General features: G+C 72.7%; 13 protein-coding genes. All 13 read right to left on the reverse strand.

Translation table 11 applies throughout. The features are described from left to right. Positions 1–124: 124 nt before the first annotated feature. Complete coding sequence (locus tag AB5J73_RS41690; protein ID WP_370964536.1) at positions 125–1,375, reverse strand: cation:proton antiporter; 1,251 nt, start codon at positions 1,373–1,375, stop codon at positions 125–127. A gap of 103 nt (positions 1,376–1,478) precedes the next feature. Next, on the reverse strand, positions 1,479–2,996 hold the full coding sequence (locus AB5J73_RS41695) for a tryptophan 7-halogenase (protein ID WP_370964538.1): 1,518 nt from the start codon (positions 2,994–2,996) through the stop codon (positions 1,479–1,481). A gap of 23 nt (positions 2,997–3,019) precedes the next feature. Next, positions 3,020–4,792, reverse strand: a complete 1,773-nt coding sequence (locus AB5J73_RS41700) for a non-ribosomal peptide synthetase (RefSeq protein WP_370964540.1) — start codon at positions 4,790–4,792, stop codon at positions 3,020–3,022. Positions 4,793–4,817: 25 nt separating this feature from the next. Next, positions 4,818–5,678, reverse strand: a complete 861-nt coding sequence (locus AB5J73_RS41705; protein ID WP_370964542.1) for an alpha/beta hydrolase — start codon at positions 5,676–5,678, stop codon at positions 4,818–4,820. 1 nt (position 5,679) lies between these two features. Beyond that, on the reverse strand, positions 5,680–7,290 hold the full coding sequence (locus AB5J73_RS41710) for an amino acid adenylation domain-containing protein (protein WP_370964544.1): 1,611 nt from the start codon (positions 7,288–7,290) through the stop codon (positions 5,680–5,682). Continuing rightward, positions 7,287–8,432, reverse strand: a complete 1,146-nt coding sequence (locus tag AB5J73_RS41715; RefSeq protein WP_370964546.1) for an acyl-CoA dehydrogenase family protein — start codon at positions 8,430–8,432, stop codon at positions 7,287–7,289. The genes AB5J73_RS41710 and AB5J73_RS41715 overlap by 4 nt, the downstream gene beginning before the upstream one ends. A 1-nt stretch (position 8,433) precedes the next feature. Beyond that, the gene (locus tag AB5J73_RS41720; RefSeq protein WP_370964548.1) at positions 8,434–9,777 is read right to left on the reverse strand and encodes a TrpB-like pyridoxal phosphate-dependent enzyme; all 1,344 of its coding nucleotides are present in this window, start codon (positions 9,775–9,777) and stop codon (positions 8,434–8,436) included. A gap of 28 nt (positions 9,778–9,805) precedes the next feature. Then, entirely contained in the window at positions 9,806–10,099 is a 294-nt protein-coding gene (locus AB5J73_RS41725) for a phosphopantetheine-binding protein (protein ID WP_370964550.1), read from the reverse strand. An 18-nt stretch (positions 10,100–10,117) separates the two neighbouring features. Continuing rightward, complete coding sequence (locus AB5J73_RS41730) at positions 10,118–10,978, reverse strand: thioesterase II family protein (protein WP_370964551.1); 861 nt, start codon at positions 10,976–10,978, stop codon at positions 10,118–10,120. Beyond that, positions 10,968–14,015, reverse strand: a complete 3,048-nt coding sequence (locus AB5J73_RS41735; RefSeq protein WP_370964552.1) for an AMP-binding protein — start codon at positions 14,013–14,015, stop codon at positions 10,968–10,970. Before AB5J73_RS41735 ends, AB5J73_RS41730 begins: the two co-directional genes overlap by 11 nt. Then, positions 14,012–15,157, reverse strand: a complete 1,146-nt coding sequence (locus tag AB5J73_RS41740) for an acyl-CoA dehydrogenase family protein (RefSeq protein ID WP_370964554.1) — start codon at positions 15,155–15,157, stop codon at positions 14,012–14,014. The genes AB5J73_RS41735 and AB5J73_RS41740 overlap by 4 nt, the downstream gene beginning before the upstream one ends. Then, positions 15,154–16,677, reverse strand: coding sequence for an acyl-CoA dehydrogenase family protein (locus tag AB5J73_RS41745; protein WP_370964556.1), 1,524 nt, complete (start codon positions 16,675–16,677; stop codon positions 15,154–15,156). The genes AB5J73_RS41740 and AB5J73_RS41745 overlap by 4 nt, the downstream gene beginning before the upstream one ends. Next, positions 16,674–18,089, reverse strand: coding sequence for an amidase family protein (locus AB5J73_RS41750; protein ID WP_370964558.1), 1,416 nt, complete (start codon positions 18,087–18,089; stop codon positions 16,674–16,676). Before AB5J73_RS41750 ends, AB5J73_RS41745 begins: the two co-directional genes overlap by 4 nt. Between the last annotated feature and the right edge of the window lie 9 nt (positions 18,090–18,098).

Genomic DNA, 18,098 nt, shown 5'->3' on the forward strand with positions numbered 1-18,098 from the left:
TCAGCACCGATGCCTCGGGGTCCGGACCGTCGCCGATCGGGAATGATGGTCACCGAAGCGGTTAAAGCGGTGCTCAACCACGGCTATGACCCCTGTTCCAGCCTCCTGTCGGTCCGGTGACGGATCAGGTGGCGCGTGGCGACGGCTCGTCCGCCGGCAGGGGTGGGTCTGCGTAACTGGTGCCGGCGCGTGGGTTCGGATGGATGAGTCGAAGGATCACGCCGGTCATCGAGGTCGTGAGGAGAGCCATCATGACCATGATCGAGTAGGTTTGCCGGTCCAGCACCGCCAGTTGGAGGCCGACGACCAGGACGATGAGTTCCGTCAGGCCCCTGGTGTTGATCAGGGTCGCGAGGACGGTGGCCGGGCGGGTGGGTACGCCGACGGCTTTGGCCGCGGTGAAGGTGCCCGCGAACTTTCCGGCCACCGCGACCACCAGCACCAGTGCCAGCTCGACGTAGGAAGACACATCCATTGTGGACAGGTCGACCGAGAAGCCGGCCACGGCGAAGAAGATCGGCAGCAGGAAGTTCGAGGACGCTCGTTCCACGGCAGGCAGTACTCGCTCGCGCAGGAGCGGCAGGCCGGTGCGGGGCATCACCCAGCCGAAGAGGAACGCGCCGAAGATCGCGTGGAGGCCCATCCACGAAGTCGCGGCGGCTGAGCCGGCCACGCCCAGGCCGATCCCGGTCAGGACGCCCGCGGAAGCGACGGGGCCCGGCCGCGGCCGGCGTTCGGCGAAGCGGCGCAACAGCGGTCGCACGCCACCCACCATCAGGGCGACGTAGGGCACGACGAGGGCGATCCGCCACGCGGGCAACGCTTCCGTGCCGACCACGGCGGCGACGACGGCCAGAAGCACCCATGCGACCACGTCGATGACGGCCGCGACGGTCAGCGCCAGCACGCCCAACCGGGTGTGGACCATGCCGCGGTCGGTCAGGATGCGGGCGAGTACCGGGAAGGCGGTCACCGACAACGCGGTTCCCGTGAACAGGACGAAAGCCAGTGCGTTCCCCGTCGGGTGCGCCGGCAGCAACAGCAGCGCCAGCCCCACGCCCAGGGCGAACGGCAACGCCAGGGAACCGAAGGCCACCGCCGCGACGACCCGGCGTTGCTCCCGGAGCAGTGAACGATCCAGCTCCAGTCCGATGAAGAAGAGGAAGACGATGACGCCGACGTTCGCCAGCCACGACAACACCGGTCGGACGTCGGCGGGGAACAGTGCCGCGTTGAGGCTTTCGCCCATCAGCGTCGGACCCAGCACGATGCCGGCCAGGATCTCGCCGATCACCGCCGGCTGGCCGATCCGGGTCAGCAGGGCGCCCAGCAACCGTGCCACGGCGACGATGATGACGACGTCGACGATCAGCACTGGGCACGTCCCCTTTCGTCCGGACCGAGTCCAGGTCCCACGGCCGGGTGCCCGGCCGGGGCGGGCCGGCCGGGCACCTCCGGTCAGGTGGCGGGCAATCCGGTCAGGTGGCGGACCGGTGCGGAACCTCGGCGGCGAGGTGCGACCACGACATCCCGTCCGGTGAGACGATCAGGCCGTCCTCGAAGAGCGGGAGTTCGTTCTCCGCGTCCACGCCGTACATCGCCTGCGCCTGGATCTCGCTGCTCTCCCGCAGCGCCTGACCGGCCACAGCGGACTTGAGCAGCGGGAGCATGGCCCCCTCGTCCTCGGCGGCGGCCTTCTCCAGCGCGTCCGTGAACTCCGCTGAACCGTTCGCGATGCGCTGCGCGACCTCGGCGGTGCCGACCTCGACACCGCTTTGCACGATCCGCGCTTCCGTGCTCGCGACCCCGCCCACCAGTTCGACGAAGGACTCCAGCTCGGGGAGTTCGCTCGCGGTGACCTTCTTGGCGTTCCAGAAGTACGAGTCCTCCGAGTGGTGCATGTCGTAGAAGGAGATGAGGAACTCGTAGAACAGGCCGTACTCGCGCCGGTAGCGCCTCTCGAACTCGGTGAAGGCGGTCGTCTCGTCGATGCCGCCGGTCAGCACGCTGTTGATCGACCGCGCGGCGAGCAACGCGCTGTAGGTCGCGAGGTGCACGCCAGAAGAGAACACCGGATCCACGAAGCAGGCCGCGTCGCCGACGAGAACCATCCCCGGCCGCCAGAACTTCGTGGTGTGGTACGAGTAGTCCTTCCGCACCCGCAGCTTGCCGTACGGGCCCGAGGTGACGCGGGTGGCCGAGGACAGGAAGTCCGCGATGAGCGGACATTCCCGGATGAGGCCCATCAGGGCCTTCTCGGGATCGCCCTGCACCTTGGCGGCCAGCTCGCGGTTGACGACCGCGCCCACGCTGGTCAACGTCGGCGTCAGCGGGATGTACCAGAACCACCCGCTGTCGAACGCCGCGGAGAGGATGTTGCCGGAGTTCGGTTCGGGAAGGCGTTTGCCGTTCTCGAAATACCCGAACAGCGCCAGGTTCCGGAAGAACTCCGAGTACCGGCGTTCCCCCACGTGCGTGTGGAGACGGCTCCCGTTGCCCGACGCGTCCACGACGAACTTGGCGTTCACCCGGTGGGTGGCACCACCGTCGTCGACGTACTCGAGGCCGGACACCCGCTCCGCTTCGGAGAGCACGCGGGTGACCGTGCAGCCCTCCCGGACCGTCACGCCCTTCCGTTCGGCGTTCCGCACCAGGATCTGGTCGAACTTCATGCGCTCGACCTGGTAGGCGAAGGACGTCTGCCCGGCCATCTTCGACGAGATCGAGAAGGTGAACGTCCACGGCTGCGGGTTCGCGCCCCACCGGAACGTGCCACCGCGCTTCTTCGTGAACCCCGCCTCCTTCACCAGGTCCCAGGCGCCGGTGAGCCGGCAGACCCCGTGCACCGTCGACGGCAGCAGCGACTCGCCGATCTGGTACCGGGGAAGGTGCTCCTTCTCCAGGAGCAGGGTCCGATGTCCTTGCATGGCCACGAGGGTCGCCACGGTGGCGCCCCCCGGTCCGCCGCCCACCACGACGACGTCGAATTCTTCCATGGAGTCTCCCGGGTAGAAGGCTTTCATCGGTTGATGGCGCTGCCGGTGAGTGTCCGGTCGTCTGCTCCTTCCTCCAGGGCGGCCGCCACCGCGGCGACGGATCGGCGCTCGTACAGCAGGACGAGGGGGACGTCCCTGCCCAGTGCTCGCCTGGCGCCCGCGACCGCGCGCGTGGCGAGCAGCGAGTCACCGCCGAGCGCGAAGAAGTCGTCGTGGACACCCACCCGGGGGAGAGCGAGGACGTGCGCCCAGATCTCCGCCAGGACCCGTTCTGTCTTGCTGGCGGGCCGGGCGTCCGCGTCCGGGGCGATCCGGCCGGACAACGCGGACTTGTCGACCTTCCCGGTGACCGTGCGCGGAAGCCGGTCGACCAGTTCCAGGTGGCCGGGGATCATGTGCTCCGGCAGGTCCCGCCGCAAGTGCGCACGCAGCGCGTCGACGCTCGTGGAGCCGTCGTGCTCGACGAAGGCCGCCAGCACGGCGGAACCCCCGCTCCCCTCGCACAACACCACGGCCGGCTCCCCCACCGCCGGGTGGCGGGAGATGGTCGCCTCGACCTCCCCCAGCTCGATCCGGTAACCCCGCAGCTTCACCTGGTCGTCTCCCCTGCCGAGGAACTCCAGCGCGCCACCCGCCAGGACGCGGGCCTGGTCACCGGTCCGGTACATGCGCGCGCCCCGCAGCCCGGAGAAGGGATCCGGCACGAACGCCTCGGCGGTCAGCCGCGGCATGTTCGCGTAGCCGCGGGCCAACCCGGCGCCCCCGATGTGGAGCTCGCCCGCCGTCCCCTCCGGAACGGGGGCCATGGCCTCGTCGAGGACGTAGGCGTGGACGCCCCCGATCGGCGGGCCGATCGGGACGACGGCACCGTCGGCGGCGGTGGGGTCCCACGACGTCGCGAAGACCGTCGTCTCCGTCGGCCCGTAGTGGTTGACCAGTCGCGTGCCGGGGAGGGCCGCGAGGAACCGGTCACGCAGCCCCGGTGCCAGGCGCTCGCCACCGCTGACCACGATGCGCAGGCCGCGCATGCGGTCCGCGCCGCCGGGCTCGTCGAGGAACCGGCTCAGTGTCGAGGGACCGACGTTGATCACGGTGGCACCGGCGTCCGCGATGACGTTCAGCAGCGTGTCGGGGTCCGCGTGCGCGCCGTCCGGCGAGACGACCAGCCGGGCGCCGTTCAGCAGCGGGAACAGGATCTCCAGCGCGGCCGGGTCGAAGGAGATCGAATGGCTGCCGAGCTGGGCGTCGCCCGGCCCCATCCTGGTGTCCGGCAGGTACCAGTCGACCAGGTTGAGCAGCGCGCGGTGCGGCACGGCCACACCCTTCGGACGTCCGGTGGAGCCCGACGTGAAGATCACGTACAGGGTGTTCTCGCCCGCGACGCGCGGCGCCTCGACCGGCGAGCCGGGGGCGGCGGGCGGCAGCTCGTCGACGAGCAGCCGAGCACGTCCCGCACCGGCCCGGTGGGCGATGTCGGCCAGTGCGCGGGAGGTCACCACCGCACGCGCGTCCACCGCGGCCAGCATGTAGCGGAGGCGTTCGGCGGGGTTGGCCGGATCCATGGGCAGGTAGGCCGCGCCGGACTTGATGATCCCGAGCAGGGCCACCACCAGGTCGACACCGCGGTGCAGGCACAGGCCCACGACGCTCTCGACTCCGACGCCGTGCGCCAGCAGGTGGGCGCTCAGCTCGCTCGCCCGCCGGTCGAGTTCGGCGTAGGTGAGCGACTCCGGGCCACACTCGACGGCGACGGCGCCGGGGGTCCGCGCGACCTGTCGCGCCAGCCGGGCAGGCACGGTGTCGTCCGGGGTTCGCGCTGGGTCAGGTTCGAGGTCTCGCACTCTGGCTCCTCAGGTGGGCGTCGCGGGCACGGTCCGACGCGCCGGTCGCGCGGCGGAGACGCTCGAGCACGAACTCGAGCGACCGGCCGAGGGCGTGGTCGACGAATCCCAGGTCGTGGCCGCCGGGCCGTTCGTGGTACTCGAGGTCGATGCCCGCTGCTCGCAGGGCCGCGGCGACGTTCCGGTTCATCAGGACGATCCGCTGGTGGTCGTCCGTGCCGACGTCGGCGTAGACCGACAACCGCGCGTCGGACCGCCAGGACGTGAGCAGGCGGTAGGGGTTGTAGGTGTTCCTGGTCGGGCTCCCGGCCGGGCCCCACACGCGTTCGTGCACCTCGGTGGACGGCATCAGGAACGTCGAATCGTGGCGCAGTGCCGCATAGGGATCACCTCGGCGCAACGGGCCCTCGAAGGCGCCCGCGTGGCTGAGGACGACGGAGAAGAGCCGGGGATGTCGCAGCGCCTGCATCAGCGCGCCGGCCCCGCCCATCGAGAACCCCCCGACGGCCCAGCGGCCCGGCGCTGTCGGGAAGGAGTGCCGGATCAGCGGGACCAGCTCGCCGATCAGGTAGTCCTCGTAGCGGTGGCCGGCGTGGTCGTTGACGAACCAGCGCCGGCCGCTCTCCGGCATCACCACGAGCAGGCCCGTGCCGCGGAGGTGGTCGACCAGCCGGGTCTGCTCCGTCCAGGTGCGCCGGGACCCGCCGAAACCGTGCAGCAGCACCAGGACGGGGTGCCCTTCCGCACGAGTCACGGGAGGGACGAGGACGTCCACCTTCTTGTCGGTGCCCAGCACCGGGCTGGGCCGGCGGAGGGTGAGCAGCTCGTGCGGACCTGCCACGTCAGCTCCCATCGGGCAGCTCCGCGGCCAGCGCGGTCAACGTCCGCCGGTCGATCTTCCCGGTGGAGGTCTGCGCCAGTGCGGTCACCGGGACGAACTCCCCGGGCACCATGTAGCGCGGCAGGTAGCCGCCGCAGTGCCCCCGCAGCTCCGGCGCACCGGGGTCGGCGCCGGCCCTGGGCACGACGAACGCCGTGATCGTGGCCCCGGCCGGGCCCTGGTCCCGGACCACGCACGCCGCTTCGGCGACGTCCGGGTGGCGGCTGAGGATCGCCTCGACCTCGCCGAGTTCCACGCGGCACCCGTTGATCTTGACCATGCCGTCCCGCCGGGCCACGTAGCGCAGCCGACCCGCTTCGTCCCGCCGCACGAAGTCACCGGTCCGGTAGAAACGGAGCCCGCTTTCGTCCGGCGGGGTGAACCGCTGTTCGGTTCCCGCGGGTTCGTTCCAGTAACCGGCCATCACCGAGTCGCCGCCGACGCAGAGCTCGGCCGGCTCATCGTGCGCATCGCCGTCGATCATGGCGGTCGCGTACGGGCAGGGGCGGCCGATGGGCGGGGTTTCCGGCGCGTCAGGAGCGAGGTCCGCCGGTGTGACCCGGTGGTAGGTGCACACGTTCGTCTCGGTCGGCCCGTACAGGTTGTACAGGACGGCCGACTCCGGAAGCAGCGGCCGCAGGGCCCTGATCCCGGAGGTGGGGAAGACCTCGCCCGCGAACGCGACGACACGCAGCCTCGACGTCGCCAGCCGGCCATCGTCGACCTCCGCCATCCGGCGAAGCGCGGTCGGCACCGAGTACCACACGGAAACCCGTTGCCGGACAGCGAAACGGACGAGGGCCGCGCCCATGCCCTGCAGGGCTTCCGGGACGAGGGCGACACTGCCGCCCGCCGCGGCCGCCGCGAAGACGTCGAGGATCGACAGGTCGAAGTGCAGCGGAGCGTGGCTGGCCAGCACGTCGTCGGGCCCCAGACCGAACTCCGCGACCACCCAGTCCACGAACACCCGCGCGTTGCGGTGGGTGAGCATCACCCCTTTCGGGGTCCCGGTGGATCCCGAGGTGTACAGGATGTAGGCGAGATCGTCCGGGCCCGCTTCGGGCCAGCTGCCGGCGCGGCCGGCGCGGGCACCCCGGGTCAGGACCTCCTGCCACGCCACGGTTCTCAGCTCCGGCGGCATCCCGCCCGGTGCTTCGCCGACCAGGATCAGCAGGGGGCCACCGGCGGGCAGGCCGGCGAGTTCGCGCACGACCTCGCGCGCCCGGTCCGGTGTGGTCACCACGCAGGCAGGTGCCGTCCTGGCGATCACGTGGGCCGCTCGTCCGGCCGGCGCCGTCGGGTCGACCGGGACGTAGGCGCAGCCCGCGCGCAGGGCGCCGTGAATGCCCGCGACGGCCTCGATCGACTTGTTCAGCCAGACGACAACGCGATCGCCTGGCGACACACCGGCCTCGTGCAGCACGGCCCTCATCGCGCGGGTCATCCCGTCCAGTTCCCGGTAGGTCACCGAACGGGTCCGGTCGCTGACCGCGATCCGGTCGGGGTGCTCGCGGATCGCCGCCGCGAGGTACCCGGTGAGTCCGGCGCCGACGACCGTGCGTGCCCCCGTCATCGCAACCCCAGCTTCCCGGCGATGACGACGCGCTGGAGGTCGGACGTGCCGGACGACAGCGTGGTGCCCAGGGCGTCACGCAACCCGCGGTCGATGCCGGCGCCGACGGCGTACCCCTCGGCGCCGAACAGCTGCATCGCGTCCTGGAAGACGCGCACGGCCGACTCGGTCACGGTCAGCTTCGCGATCTCCGGGAAGATCGACGGCTCGCCGGTGCCCAGCTCCCCGGCCGCGCGGTACGCCGCGAGCCGGGCGAGCTCCAGGCGGACCGTCATGTCGACGATCCGGTTCGCCACCGACTGGAAGGAGGCGATGCGCGCGCCGAACTGGCGGCGGCTCGTCACGTGCGCGACGCACTCGTCGATCCTGCGGGCCATGGCGCCGAGCAGCGGAACGGGCAGCAACGTCCGCTCCCACGCCATGACGGTCCCGAAGATCCGGGAGCCCTGCTTCTCCGCGCCCAGCACACCGGCGCGCTCGACGGCACACCGGTCCAGGGTGAGCCGGCCCCACGGCGACGAACGCAGGCCGCTCTTGCCGACCTCGGGTTCGACGTGCAGACCGGGTGTGTCCCGGTCCACGAGGAACGCGGTCACGCCGGTGAAGCCGAGACGCGGGTTGATCGTCGCGTAGACGACGAACACGTCGGCGACGGGCGCGTTGGTCACGAAGCGCTTGTGACCACTGAGGACGTACGCGCCGTCCTTGGGTTCGGCGAGCGTCGCCATGGCCATGGAGTCCGAGCCCGCCCCGGACTCGGAGATGGCGTGGGCCCCGATCAGGGTCCCGTCCGCCAGGCCCGGCAGGTACCGGGCCCGTTGTTCCGCCGTGCCGTACCGCAGGAGCGGAAGCACCACCGCCCACAGGTGCGCACCGAGCGACGTGAGCAGGCCCAGGTCGGAGCATCCCCGCCCGAGTCCCTCGAGTGCGAGGGCGCACGTGAGCGGATCGTGCCCGAGCCCGCCGTCGGAGAGCGGGACGGGCAGACCCGTCGCACCCCCGCGAGCCAGCCGCTCCCAGTCGGCGCGGAAGACCTCGCCGCCGGGGGCGCCGGCCGGCTCGTCGCGCGGGCCGATGTCCGCCCCGAGCCGGACCATGTCGTCCCGCAGCGCGGACTGCTCGGGGCTCCACGTGAACTCCACGTCAGCGCTCACCCCCGGCCGGCACGAGATCGTCGAAGTCCGCGTCCTCCGGCAGGCTTCCGTCCAGGTACTGCTGGTACGCGCCGAGGTCAAGGAGACCGTGACCGCTCAGGTTGAAGAGGATCACGGTTTCCCGGCCGGTCCTGCGTGCCTGCGCGGCCCGGTCGACGACGCACCTGATCGCGTGCGCGGACTCCGGCGCGGGAACGATGTGCTCGGTGCGCGCGAAGGCCAGGCCCGCCTCGAAGACCTCGCGCTGGCCGTAGGCGACGGCGGACATCAGCTTCTGGTGGTACATCCAGCTGACGACCGGAGCGGCACCGTGGTACCTCAACCCACCGGCGTGGATCACGGGCGGCACGAACTCGTGCCCGAGCGAGTACATCTTGGACATCGGCATGCTGCCGCTGGCGTCGTGGTGGTCCCAGCCGTACCGGCCCCTGGTCAGTTTCGGGCACGCCTTGGGCTCCACCGCGACCAGTTCCGTGTCCCGGCGTTCGTCCAGGGACTCGCGGTAGAACGGGAACGCCAGCCCGGCGAAGTTGCTGCCCGCGCCGATCGCGGCGACCACGACGTCGGGGAACTCGCCGAGCCGCCGCATCTGGGCGATGGCCTCCTGGCCGATGACGGTCTGGTGCAGCAGCACGTGGTTCTCGGCGCTGCCCGAGGCGTAACGCCGCCCCGTTCCCTCCCAGGCGTACTGGATCCCCTCCGAGCCCGCGATGGACAGGCTTCCCGGGCTGTCCGGATCGTCGGCCAGGACGGCCCGGCCGGATCGCGTCAACGGGCTCGGGCTGGGCACGACGCGCGCGCCGAACATCTCCATGATGGCGCGGCGCTGGGGCTTCTGGTCGTAGCTGCAGCGGACCATGAAGACCGTGCAGCCGAGGCCGAACGCCCGGCACGCCATGGCCAGCGCCGTGCCCCACTGCCCCGCACCGGTCCCGGTCGCCAGCTCCTGGATCCCGGCCTTCTTGTAGTAGTAGGCCTGGGCGAGCGCCGAGTTCAGCTTGTGGCTGCCGGACGGGCTGACGCCCTCGTGCTTGTAGTAGATGCGTGCCGGCGTGTCGAGGTACTTCTCGAACTCACGAGCCCGGCGCAGCGGGGTGGGCCGCCAGCGCTCGTAGTGCGCGCGAACCTCGTCGGGAATCGGTACGTGGCGTTCCCGGCTGACCGACTGGCGGTACATCGTCAGCGGCAGCTGCGGTGAGAGCCGGACCGGGCCGTCGGCCGGCGGGCCGAGGTCCGACGGCGGGCGCCGTTCGAGCGGGTCGTAGTCCGGCAGATCCGCGAGGATGCTGTACCACGCGGCGGGGATCTCGACCCCCGTGTCCTTCCCGGTCATCGCGGGAACCTCCCTGTCGCCGCGGCGGTCACGCATCCCTGGCGACCATCTCGTCGTGCCGTGCCTGGCCGAGTTGCGCCGCGACGAGCGAGACGACGCTGCCCACGTCGGTCAGCTCCGCCGACATCACGGCCTCGTCGTCGAGCTCGCAGCCGAACTCGCTCTCCAACGCGGTGAGCAGGTGCAGCAGCCGCAACGAGTCGAGCTGGACCGTGGTGGAGTAGAGCAGCGTTCCGTCCGGCAGGTCGTCCGTGTCCACGCCGATGTCGAGAACGGTCGTCATCACCTGCTTGACGCGTTCCGATACGGAAAGTTCAGTCATGTGTCTCGCCCCTTGTGTTCAGACATTCCCTGAAGTGGTCAGGGCCAGCCGCGCGCCGATGACGCCCAGCACGTCGCTGCGCGGGTCGGTGAGGTAGAAGTGGTCTCCGGGCAGTACCCGGACGTCGAGCTCTGCGGTCGTCACCTCGGCCCACCGCGTGAGCGCGCCGGGCGCCACGACCGGATCCCGGTCGCCGCCGAGGGCCGTCACGGGGCAGTCGAGGACCCCGGCCGGGGCGGCGTCCAGCGCGGCGTCGTAGCCGGCGAGCAGGCTGAAGTCGGCCTGGATGACGGGCAGGACCATCCGCATGAGCTCGGGGTTGGCCATCGCCTCGGCCGGGATGCCGTTCATCTTCCCCAGCCGCGCCAGCAGGTCCGCGTCGTCGAGGCCGTGCAGGTCGTCGTAGCCCGCCCTGACGTTCGACGGGGACTGGCACGCAGAGACGAACAGGTGCACCGGCCCGATCCCGAACCTCCCGCGCACCGAACGGGCGAGCTCCCAGGCGACCAGCGCGCCCGCGCTGTGCCCGAACAACGCGAACCGCTCACCGGTCTCGATCGCGGGTTCGAGCGCCGTGGTCAGCTGGTCGACCAGCTCGTCGAGCGCGCTGATGGGCGGCTCCATGATCCGCGACTCCCTGCCCGGCAGCTGCGCGGCATGGATCTCCAGGCCGTCGGGCACCCCGGCGCGCCACGACGAGAAGGCCGAAGCCGACCCGCCCGCGTGCGGGAAGCAGAACAACCTGATCCGGCTCGGGCCCGCCCCGGAGGACACCGGCCGGAACCAGGTCCGGAACCCGGGCCATCGGTCCGCGACCGGCTTGCGCCCGTCCGGTGATCCGGTGTCGGGTAGCCGCGTGCGGCGGTCGTCATCCGTCATGTCGCCGCTCTCGTGCCAGGTCGTCCATCAGTTCGTGCAGGCACCGGGTCAGGTCCGCGAGGAACGCCTCGGTCCGGACCTCCGCGGTGGTGGCCTGCCTGCCGACGACCCGCCCGACGACGTCGTCGCCGCGCCGCATCAGGTCGAAGGTCAGCTCCGCGTCGGACCAGCCGTTGAACTCGACCGACCAGGTGGTCTCGCACCCCTCGAAGTCCAGGGGCGCGAGATCGTCCTCCCAGGAGAAGTTCACGTGGAACGGTTGCGCCGCCCACCGGACCTGGCCGGTCCGCGCGGCCGTCAGGACGGCCTGCGGGTCTGTCGCGCAATGTCGCTGCGCGTCGTGCACGGTGCGAACCGCCACCTCGAGGCAGCCCACGGCGTCCAGGTCCGCCGGCAACCGGAAGCGGACCGGCAGCACACTGACGAACTGGCCGACCGCCTCGTGGCTCACGTCGACGCCACGCCGGGTGAGGGCGACTCCGACGGTGACGTCGGACTGGTCCGTCACGCGGGCGAGCGTCCGGACGAACGCCGACAGCACGGCCGCCTGCACCGTCGCTCCGCGTGCGGCGGCGAGGCGCCGCAACCGGGAAGCGCTGATCCCGGCCAGTGCCACCGGCCGGCACCAGCCGGCCACGTCCGTGATTTCGCCCTCGGTTCGCTGACCCGGCAGGAGCGCCGGCGCGGGGGCCTGCCGGAACATCTCCGCCCAGAACGCCGCGTCCGGATTCCCGGCCGAGGACGCGGTGTCCCGGGCCGGGAACCGCGGCATCTCCCCGCCGGGCCGCACCGTCGCGGAGTAGGCCGCCGCGATCCACCGCAACAGCTCGTGCAGCGCGACGCCGTCCACGGCCACGTGGTGGAAGGCGAGCAGCAGCACCGACTCCCCGGGTTCCTCGGTGAACAGTTCGTAGGTCCACACGGGACGCCCGCCGGTACCCAGGGCCACGCGTCCCGCGTCCCGGACGGCCTGCTCGGCGGAGCCGGAGCGAACCGCGAGTGGCCGGTTCGACGGCGGCGCCTCGACAGCCACGACCGCGTCGCCGTCGAACTCGTACCAGGTGCGCAGCGCGGGATGGGTCTGCTCGGCGAGTCGCAGCGCCCGCTGGAGGGCGGTGGGCCGGACCGGACCCCGCACCCGCACGGCGACCACGAGGTTGTAGACGCCGACGTCGCCGATCAGGGTCTGGTGCAGCCACAGCAGCCGCGTCGCCGAGGACACCGCCTGCCGGACTTCCCCTGGCGCCGGGCCGGATGGCGCCGACGCGTCCCGCAGGCGCTCGATCTCCTGGGACAGCTCCCGCAGGTTCGACGCCGCGAGGACGTCCGGGACGGGGACCGCGACCCCGAGCGCGTCCTGCAGCGCCGTGCTGAGCTGCGCCGCCTTCAACGAGTGGCCGCCGAGATCCACGAAGTTGGCCTCGCCGGTCACCTCGCCGGTGCCCAGCACCTGCTGCCAGAGCCTGCCGACGGCCCGCTCCGTCTTGCTCATCGCGGCGGCGCCGGGCCCGGAGCCGCCGGCCACCGGGGCCGCGGCGTCCCACACCGGCTCGGGCAGCGCCCGGCGATCGACCTTCCCGGTCGCGCCGAGCGGCAGGGCGGGCTGGACGGCGATCACGCGGGGCACCATCCAGCCGGGCAGGCGGGCGCTGCTCTCCCGTCGGATCGTCGCGACGTCGAGACCGTCGCCGGCCAGGTGCGCGACCAGGGCGGGCGCGCCGGACGGGTCGTCACGCACGACGACCGCGGCCTCCCGCACGCCGGGGACGCCAAGCAACACCGCCTCCACCTCGGCGGGTTCCACGCGGTGGCCCCGGATCTTCACCTGGTGGTCGACGCGGCCGTGGAAGGTGAGTGCGCCGTCCGGGTGACGTCGCACCAGGTCGCCGCTCCGGTACCACCGGTCCCCGCCGTCGCGGGGGACGAAACGCGGCGCGGTACCCACTGGGTCGCCGAGGTATCCCCTGGCCACGACGGGACCGCCGATCAGCAGCTCCCCCAGCGTGCCGTCGGGCACCGCCCGCAGCGCCGCGTCCACCACCTCGCAGTCCACTCCGGACAGTGGCCGTCCGACGGACTCCGGCCGCGTGCCGGGGTCCGCGCGGGCGATGGTCGAGATGACGGCGGTCTCGGTGATCCCGTACACCACACGCACGTCGTAGGCGGACGCCAGCAGTCGCAGCGTGGCCGTGGGCACCGGCTCCCCGCCGGTCATGATCGTCGTGTCCGGCGGGAGCCCGCGCAGGTCGGCTTCGGAGACGCTCGCGAACAGGCTCGGCACGGTGTGCAGGACCGGCGCCTCGGCACCGGACAACGTCAGCGGCAGCGCGGAGCCGAGCAAGGCGTCGCGGCCCGGCACGAACAGCGTCCCACCGGTCGTCAGTGCCAGCCAGAGGTCCATCATGGCGACGTCGAACGACCAGGACGCCGCGAGCACGTGGGTGCGGGGTCGCGCGTCGAGGCCGAGGTGCGCCGCGATCCGGCCGGAAGTGTGGGCGAGCGCCTCGTGCGTCACCACGACGCCCTTGGGCCTGCCGGTGGTGCCGGAGGTGAAGCAGATGTAGGCGGCCTGCGCGGGGCCCGGCCGGGGCAGGTCGGCGGGGCCCGCGATCCCGGGGAAACCGCCGTCGAGGCTCTCGTGCCTGCCTGCCAGCCGCCGCGTGTCCCGGTCGGTGATCACCAGCCGCGGCCGGGCCAGGTCGACCAGCGTCCGCAGCCGGCTTTCCGGTTGGTTCAGGCCGATCGGGACCGCGCAGCCGCCCGCGAGCACGGCCGCCGCCAGCCAGGTGGCCTGCTCCACCCCCGACCCCAGCACGACCGCGAGCCGGTCTTCCGCGCGCAGGCCGCCCCTCAGCAGGTGCGCGGCCCGCCGCAGGGCGATTTCGCGGACCTCGGCGTGATCGCGGGTCATGTCGTTGTCCCGCAACGCGGTCCGGCCGCCCCGAGGCTCCGCCGCGTCCTGCCAGCGGTCCAGCACGGTCACGTCGGCCGTGGCAGCGGGCAGGTCCGCTTCGGTGGCGATGGTGTGTCTCGTCATAGATTGCCCTCCGGAACGGTCTCCCCCAGGAGGACCGAACCCGCCAGTGCCGTGATCGCCTCGCTGAACATGTGGTGCTGGCTGGCCGTGTGGGCGTCGCGGAGCAACTGCGCGAACCGCGAGCCGTCCACGGCGGCGCTGCCGCCCGCCGCGTGGTGGACGCGGTCGACCACGCGCAGGCAGTGCGACCGCACCGTGTTCATCGCGATGCGCAGTTGTGCCTGCTGTCGAGGCGTCGGCGCACCGGCCGTGCAGGCGTCTTCCAGCTCGTCCACGGACGTGTGGAGCAACGCGCGTGCGCTGTGCAGGTCTCCCCAGCACTCCGCGACCAGGCTCTGCACGTGGGGCAGCCGCGAAAGCGTGTCAGCGCCGAACGTGCCGCGTTTCTTCGGCGCGAGGTCGGTGAAGACGGCGAGCGCCTCGGCGGCGATCCCGACCAGGACGGCGGCGCAGGCCGCGAACGTCGCGCGGAACGGGACGCGGAAGACCGGATCGGGCCAGCCGGGTGTGCTGCTGAGGCTCGCGACGAGGCGGTGGCGGGGCACCGGCAGATCCGTGATGCCGAACGCGCCGCTTCCCGAGGCGCGCAAGCCCATGCCGTCCCACGGTTCCCGGTAGGAGAGGTCGGCGGTGGGCACGAGGGCGAACGCGGAACGCCGCACGCCGTCTTCGGCGATGACCGCGTGCACCGCGACCCAGTCGCAGGCGTTGACGGCACTGCCGAAGGTCCACCGTCCGGTGAGGGTGAACCCGCCGTCGACCGGGGTGAGGGTGCCGGTGGGGGCGAGCACACCCGCGACGCGGCTGTCCGGCCTCGCGTACACCTCGTCGACCAGCTCCGGCTCCGCCCGGCACAGCAGCCACGGCGCGGTGCCCATGATGAAGGTGCACCAGGCGGTCGCGGCGTCGACGGCCGCCACCTGTTCGACGGCCGTCACCAGCTCCCGCAGGCCGGCGCCCCGGCCACCGAGCGCCCGAGGCAGGCACAACGCGGTGAGTCCGCTGTCGGACAGCACGCGTGCCACCGCCACCGGGAAGTCACCGGTGACGTCGAGCCAGGCGGACAGTTTCCGCAGCTCGGTGCGGGCCGTGTCGAGGACCTCCCCGAGCGGCACGTCGGGTTCGAACCGCAGTGCGGTCACGGTGGTCCACCTCTTCCGGCACGGAACATGGCGGTGACCTTTCCCTCCACGATGGCGAGGTTGAGATCCGTGGTGCCCGCGGCGACGGTGGCGGCCCGCGCCGCGGCATGGTCTTCGAGAAGGGACCCGGCAGCGGCTTCGTTGTCCACAGTGGACAGTTGCGCCAACCTGGCCTCGGCGACGTCGACGGCGACCTCGCAGCAGGCCAGCTTGACCATGCCGCAGTCGACCAGCGACGGTGTGCCGGAACCCGCGACCGCCTGCCGCAGCAGGGCCCCGGCAGCGGCGGCCCGGTCCGCCAGGTCGCGCCGGTGGCCGGGAAGTTCGGCCAGCCACCGGCGCGCGTAAGCGAGCTGCTGGGCGGCGAGCATCAACCGCTCCCGGCCGAGCCCGTGCAGCAGGGCGCTCGCCCCGTCACCGGGATGAACGGCCCGGCCGGGCACCTCGTACGAGCGGATGTCGAGCCGCGCGATCCCACCGTCCTGCCAGGCCCGTCCGGCCAGCGGCAGCCGGGTGACGCCGGGACGAGCGGGATCCACCCAGACGAGCACGGTCCCCGCGACGTCCGTCCTCGCCGCGACCAGGAGGGCGTCGGCGTCGGCCCCACCGGTCACGTACGTCTTGGTCCCCTCCAGCACGAGGGTCGGCCCGTTGTGCCGGACGGAACTGGTGAGCCCGGCGAGGTCGCTGCCGGCGTGCGGTTCGGTGACCGCCAGCGCGGTGAGCACGGAGCCGTCCGCCGCCGAGGGCAGCAGTGCCGCGGCCGCGGGGGCCGCGCCGGCTCCGGCCAGGAACGTCGCCGTGATGTTCCGGTGCGCCAGCACCCGGCCGACGAGTCCGGGCGTCAGGTAGCGCGCCATGGCCTCGGCCACGGTCAGTTCGTCCCGCAGCGTCGTCGCGGTGACCGGGCGGATCCGCTCCAGTTCCGCGACCAGCCGCCGCGCCCTGGCAGCGGCGTCGCCGTCCGTCAGCGCCGGGAGCCGGGCGGCGAGCCGTTCGCACACGTCGTTGCGCGACACGGCCGGGCGCGGGCCGGCGGACGCCCGGCGGAGGCGGCGGGCGGCCAGCGCGTGCACGATGCCGGGTCGCGCGTCGAAGACCGCCGCCGCGCCGTGCACCTGTTCGCAGGCGCTGACGCAGTCACGGGCGGCGCACACCGCCGGGTCGACGCCGTACTCGGCCGGCGCCGCGAGCACGGCGTCCGCGGCGGCCAGGGCGACCGTCGCCCAGGCGAGTCGTTGCCGCAGCACGGGACTCTCGGTCAGGGGACCGCCGAACGAGCGGCGGCCGGCCAGCCACCCGGCGACGCTTTCGAGGTAGTCCCTGGCGGTGGCGACGGCGAGGAACGCCTCGTGCGCCGCACGTCCGGCCTCGGGCACCGCGCAGGGCCCGGCGGTCAGGTGGTCGTCGAGCGCGGCGAGCCGCTCCGCACCGGGCGCGAGCTTGGCCAGGCACAGCCGCGTGATCAGCGTTCCCGCGTCCGTCCCGACCGCCACCGCCGTACCGTTCCGCCCGCTCATGACCCGCCTCGCCGGGACGGCGCCGGGTCGGCGAGTGCCGCCGACAGGCGTTCCACCACGTCCAGCAACGCGGCCTCACGACCATGGCCGGCGAGCACCTGGAAGGCGGCGGCGGTGCCGGTCACGGGGTCGCGGACCGGCATGGTCGCGGCTGGCAGCCCGGCCACGCTGGCCAGCGCACACCACACGGACAGGGAGAAGGTGGGCACGTCGGCGCCGTCGATGACGACGTCGTCGACGAGGAGCGGGACCCGCCGGTTGCGCGGCGCCAGCGCGGCCAGCCCCATGACCGGTGTCAGCAGCGCGGTGTACCCGGCGAAGAACTGCTGCCAGCGCGCACGCAGCGCCGCTCGCGCACACCTGAGCCCGTGCCGGCGGCGGGGCGACAGGCCCGCGCACCACCAGGCGATCTCGATGGGTGTGGCGTCGGACGTCGGTTCGGGAAGGCCGTGCGCGCCCTCCAGGTCATCGTCGGCCGGGTTCTCGTCGGTGTAGAGCAACTGCTGGCACAAGAGCCAGTTCTCGGCCAGGTCGACGGGGAGGTCGACGTCGTCGATCCGGTGTCCCGCCGACCGGAGCCGCGCCACGGCCGCCCGCAGGGTTTCCCCGACTGCCGGGGACATCGGGGCCCCACGATCGGTGAGCACCACGGCGACCGGCCCGCTCGCTCCTCCGGCGGCGCCGGGTCCCAGCGCCCGCCACAGGAATCCGAGGTCCGCCGCGTGGCGGGTGATCAGTGACACGCAGAGCGTCCCGGGTGCCTCCGCGTCCGTGAGCGGACCGGGGACGTGCCCGAACGCCGAGATGGCGCCCAGCGTCGGCCGGAGGGCGTACACCCCGCAGAGCTGGGCCGGGATCCGCGCGGATCCGGCGTCGTCGCTGGCGATGTCGAACGTCGTGTGCCCGGCGGCGACCGCGGCCGCCGATCCGCCCGATGATCCGCCCGGGCTCAGCCCGGGGCCGGCGGGGTGCGTGGTCCGGCCGAACGCCGGGTGCCAGGTGTCGATGTCGGCCGCCCTGGGCGGTGCGTTGGTCCGCCCCACCACGATCGCGCCCGCCGTGCGCGCGGCGGCGACCACCGCCGCGTCCCGCGTGGCCGGGCGGCCGAACTCCGTCCCGGGAGCGACGTCCTGCTCGAGGTGCGGGTAGCCGAGGACCTCGAAGGTGCGTTTGACCGTGACGGGCAACCCGCACAGCGGTCCCGCGGCGGCCGCGTCCGTGCGCAGCAGGCGGTCCGCCTCCCGCGCCGCGCGCCGCGCGCCGCCGGCGTCCCGCTCCACCACGGCGTTGAGGTCACGCTCCGACTCGATGCGCGCCAGGCAGCCTTCGACGAGTTCGGCACTGCGGAGGTGACCCGATCGGAGCCGCGAGGCCAGCACGGCCAACGTCGCATCCTCCAGCGCGACGCTCACCTGGCACTC

It is taken from the genome of Amycolatopsis sp. cg9, assembly GCF_041346945.1.
Taxonomy (GTDB): domain Bacteria; phylum Actinomycetota; class Actinomycetes; order Mycobacteriales; family Pseudonocardiaceae; genus Amycolatopsis.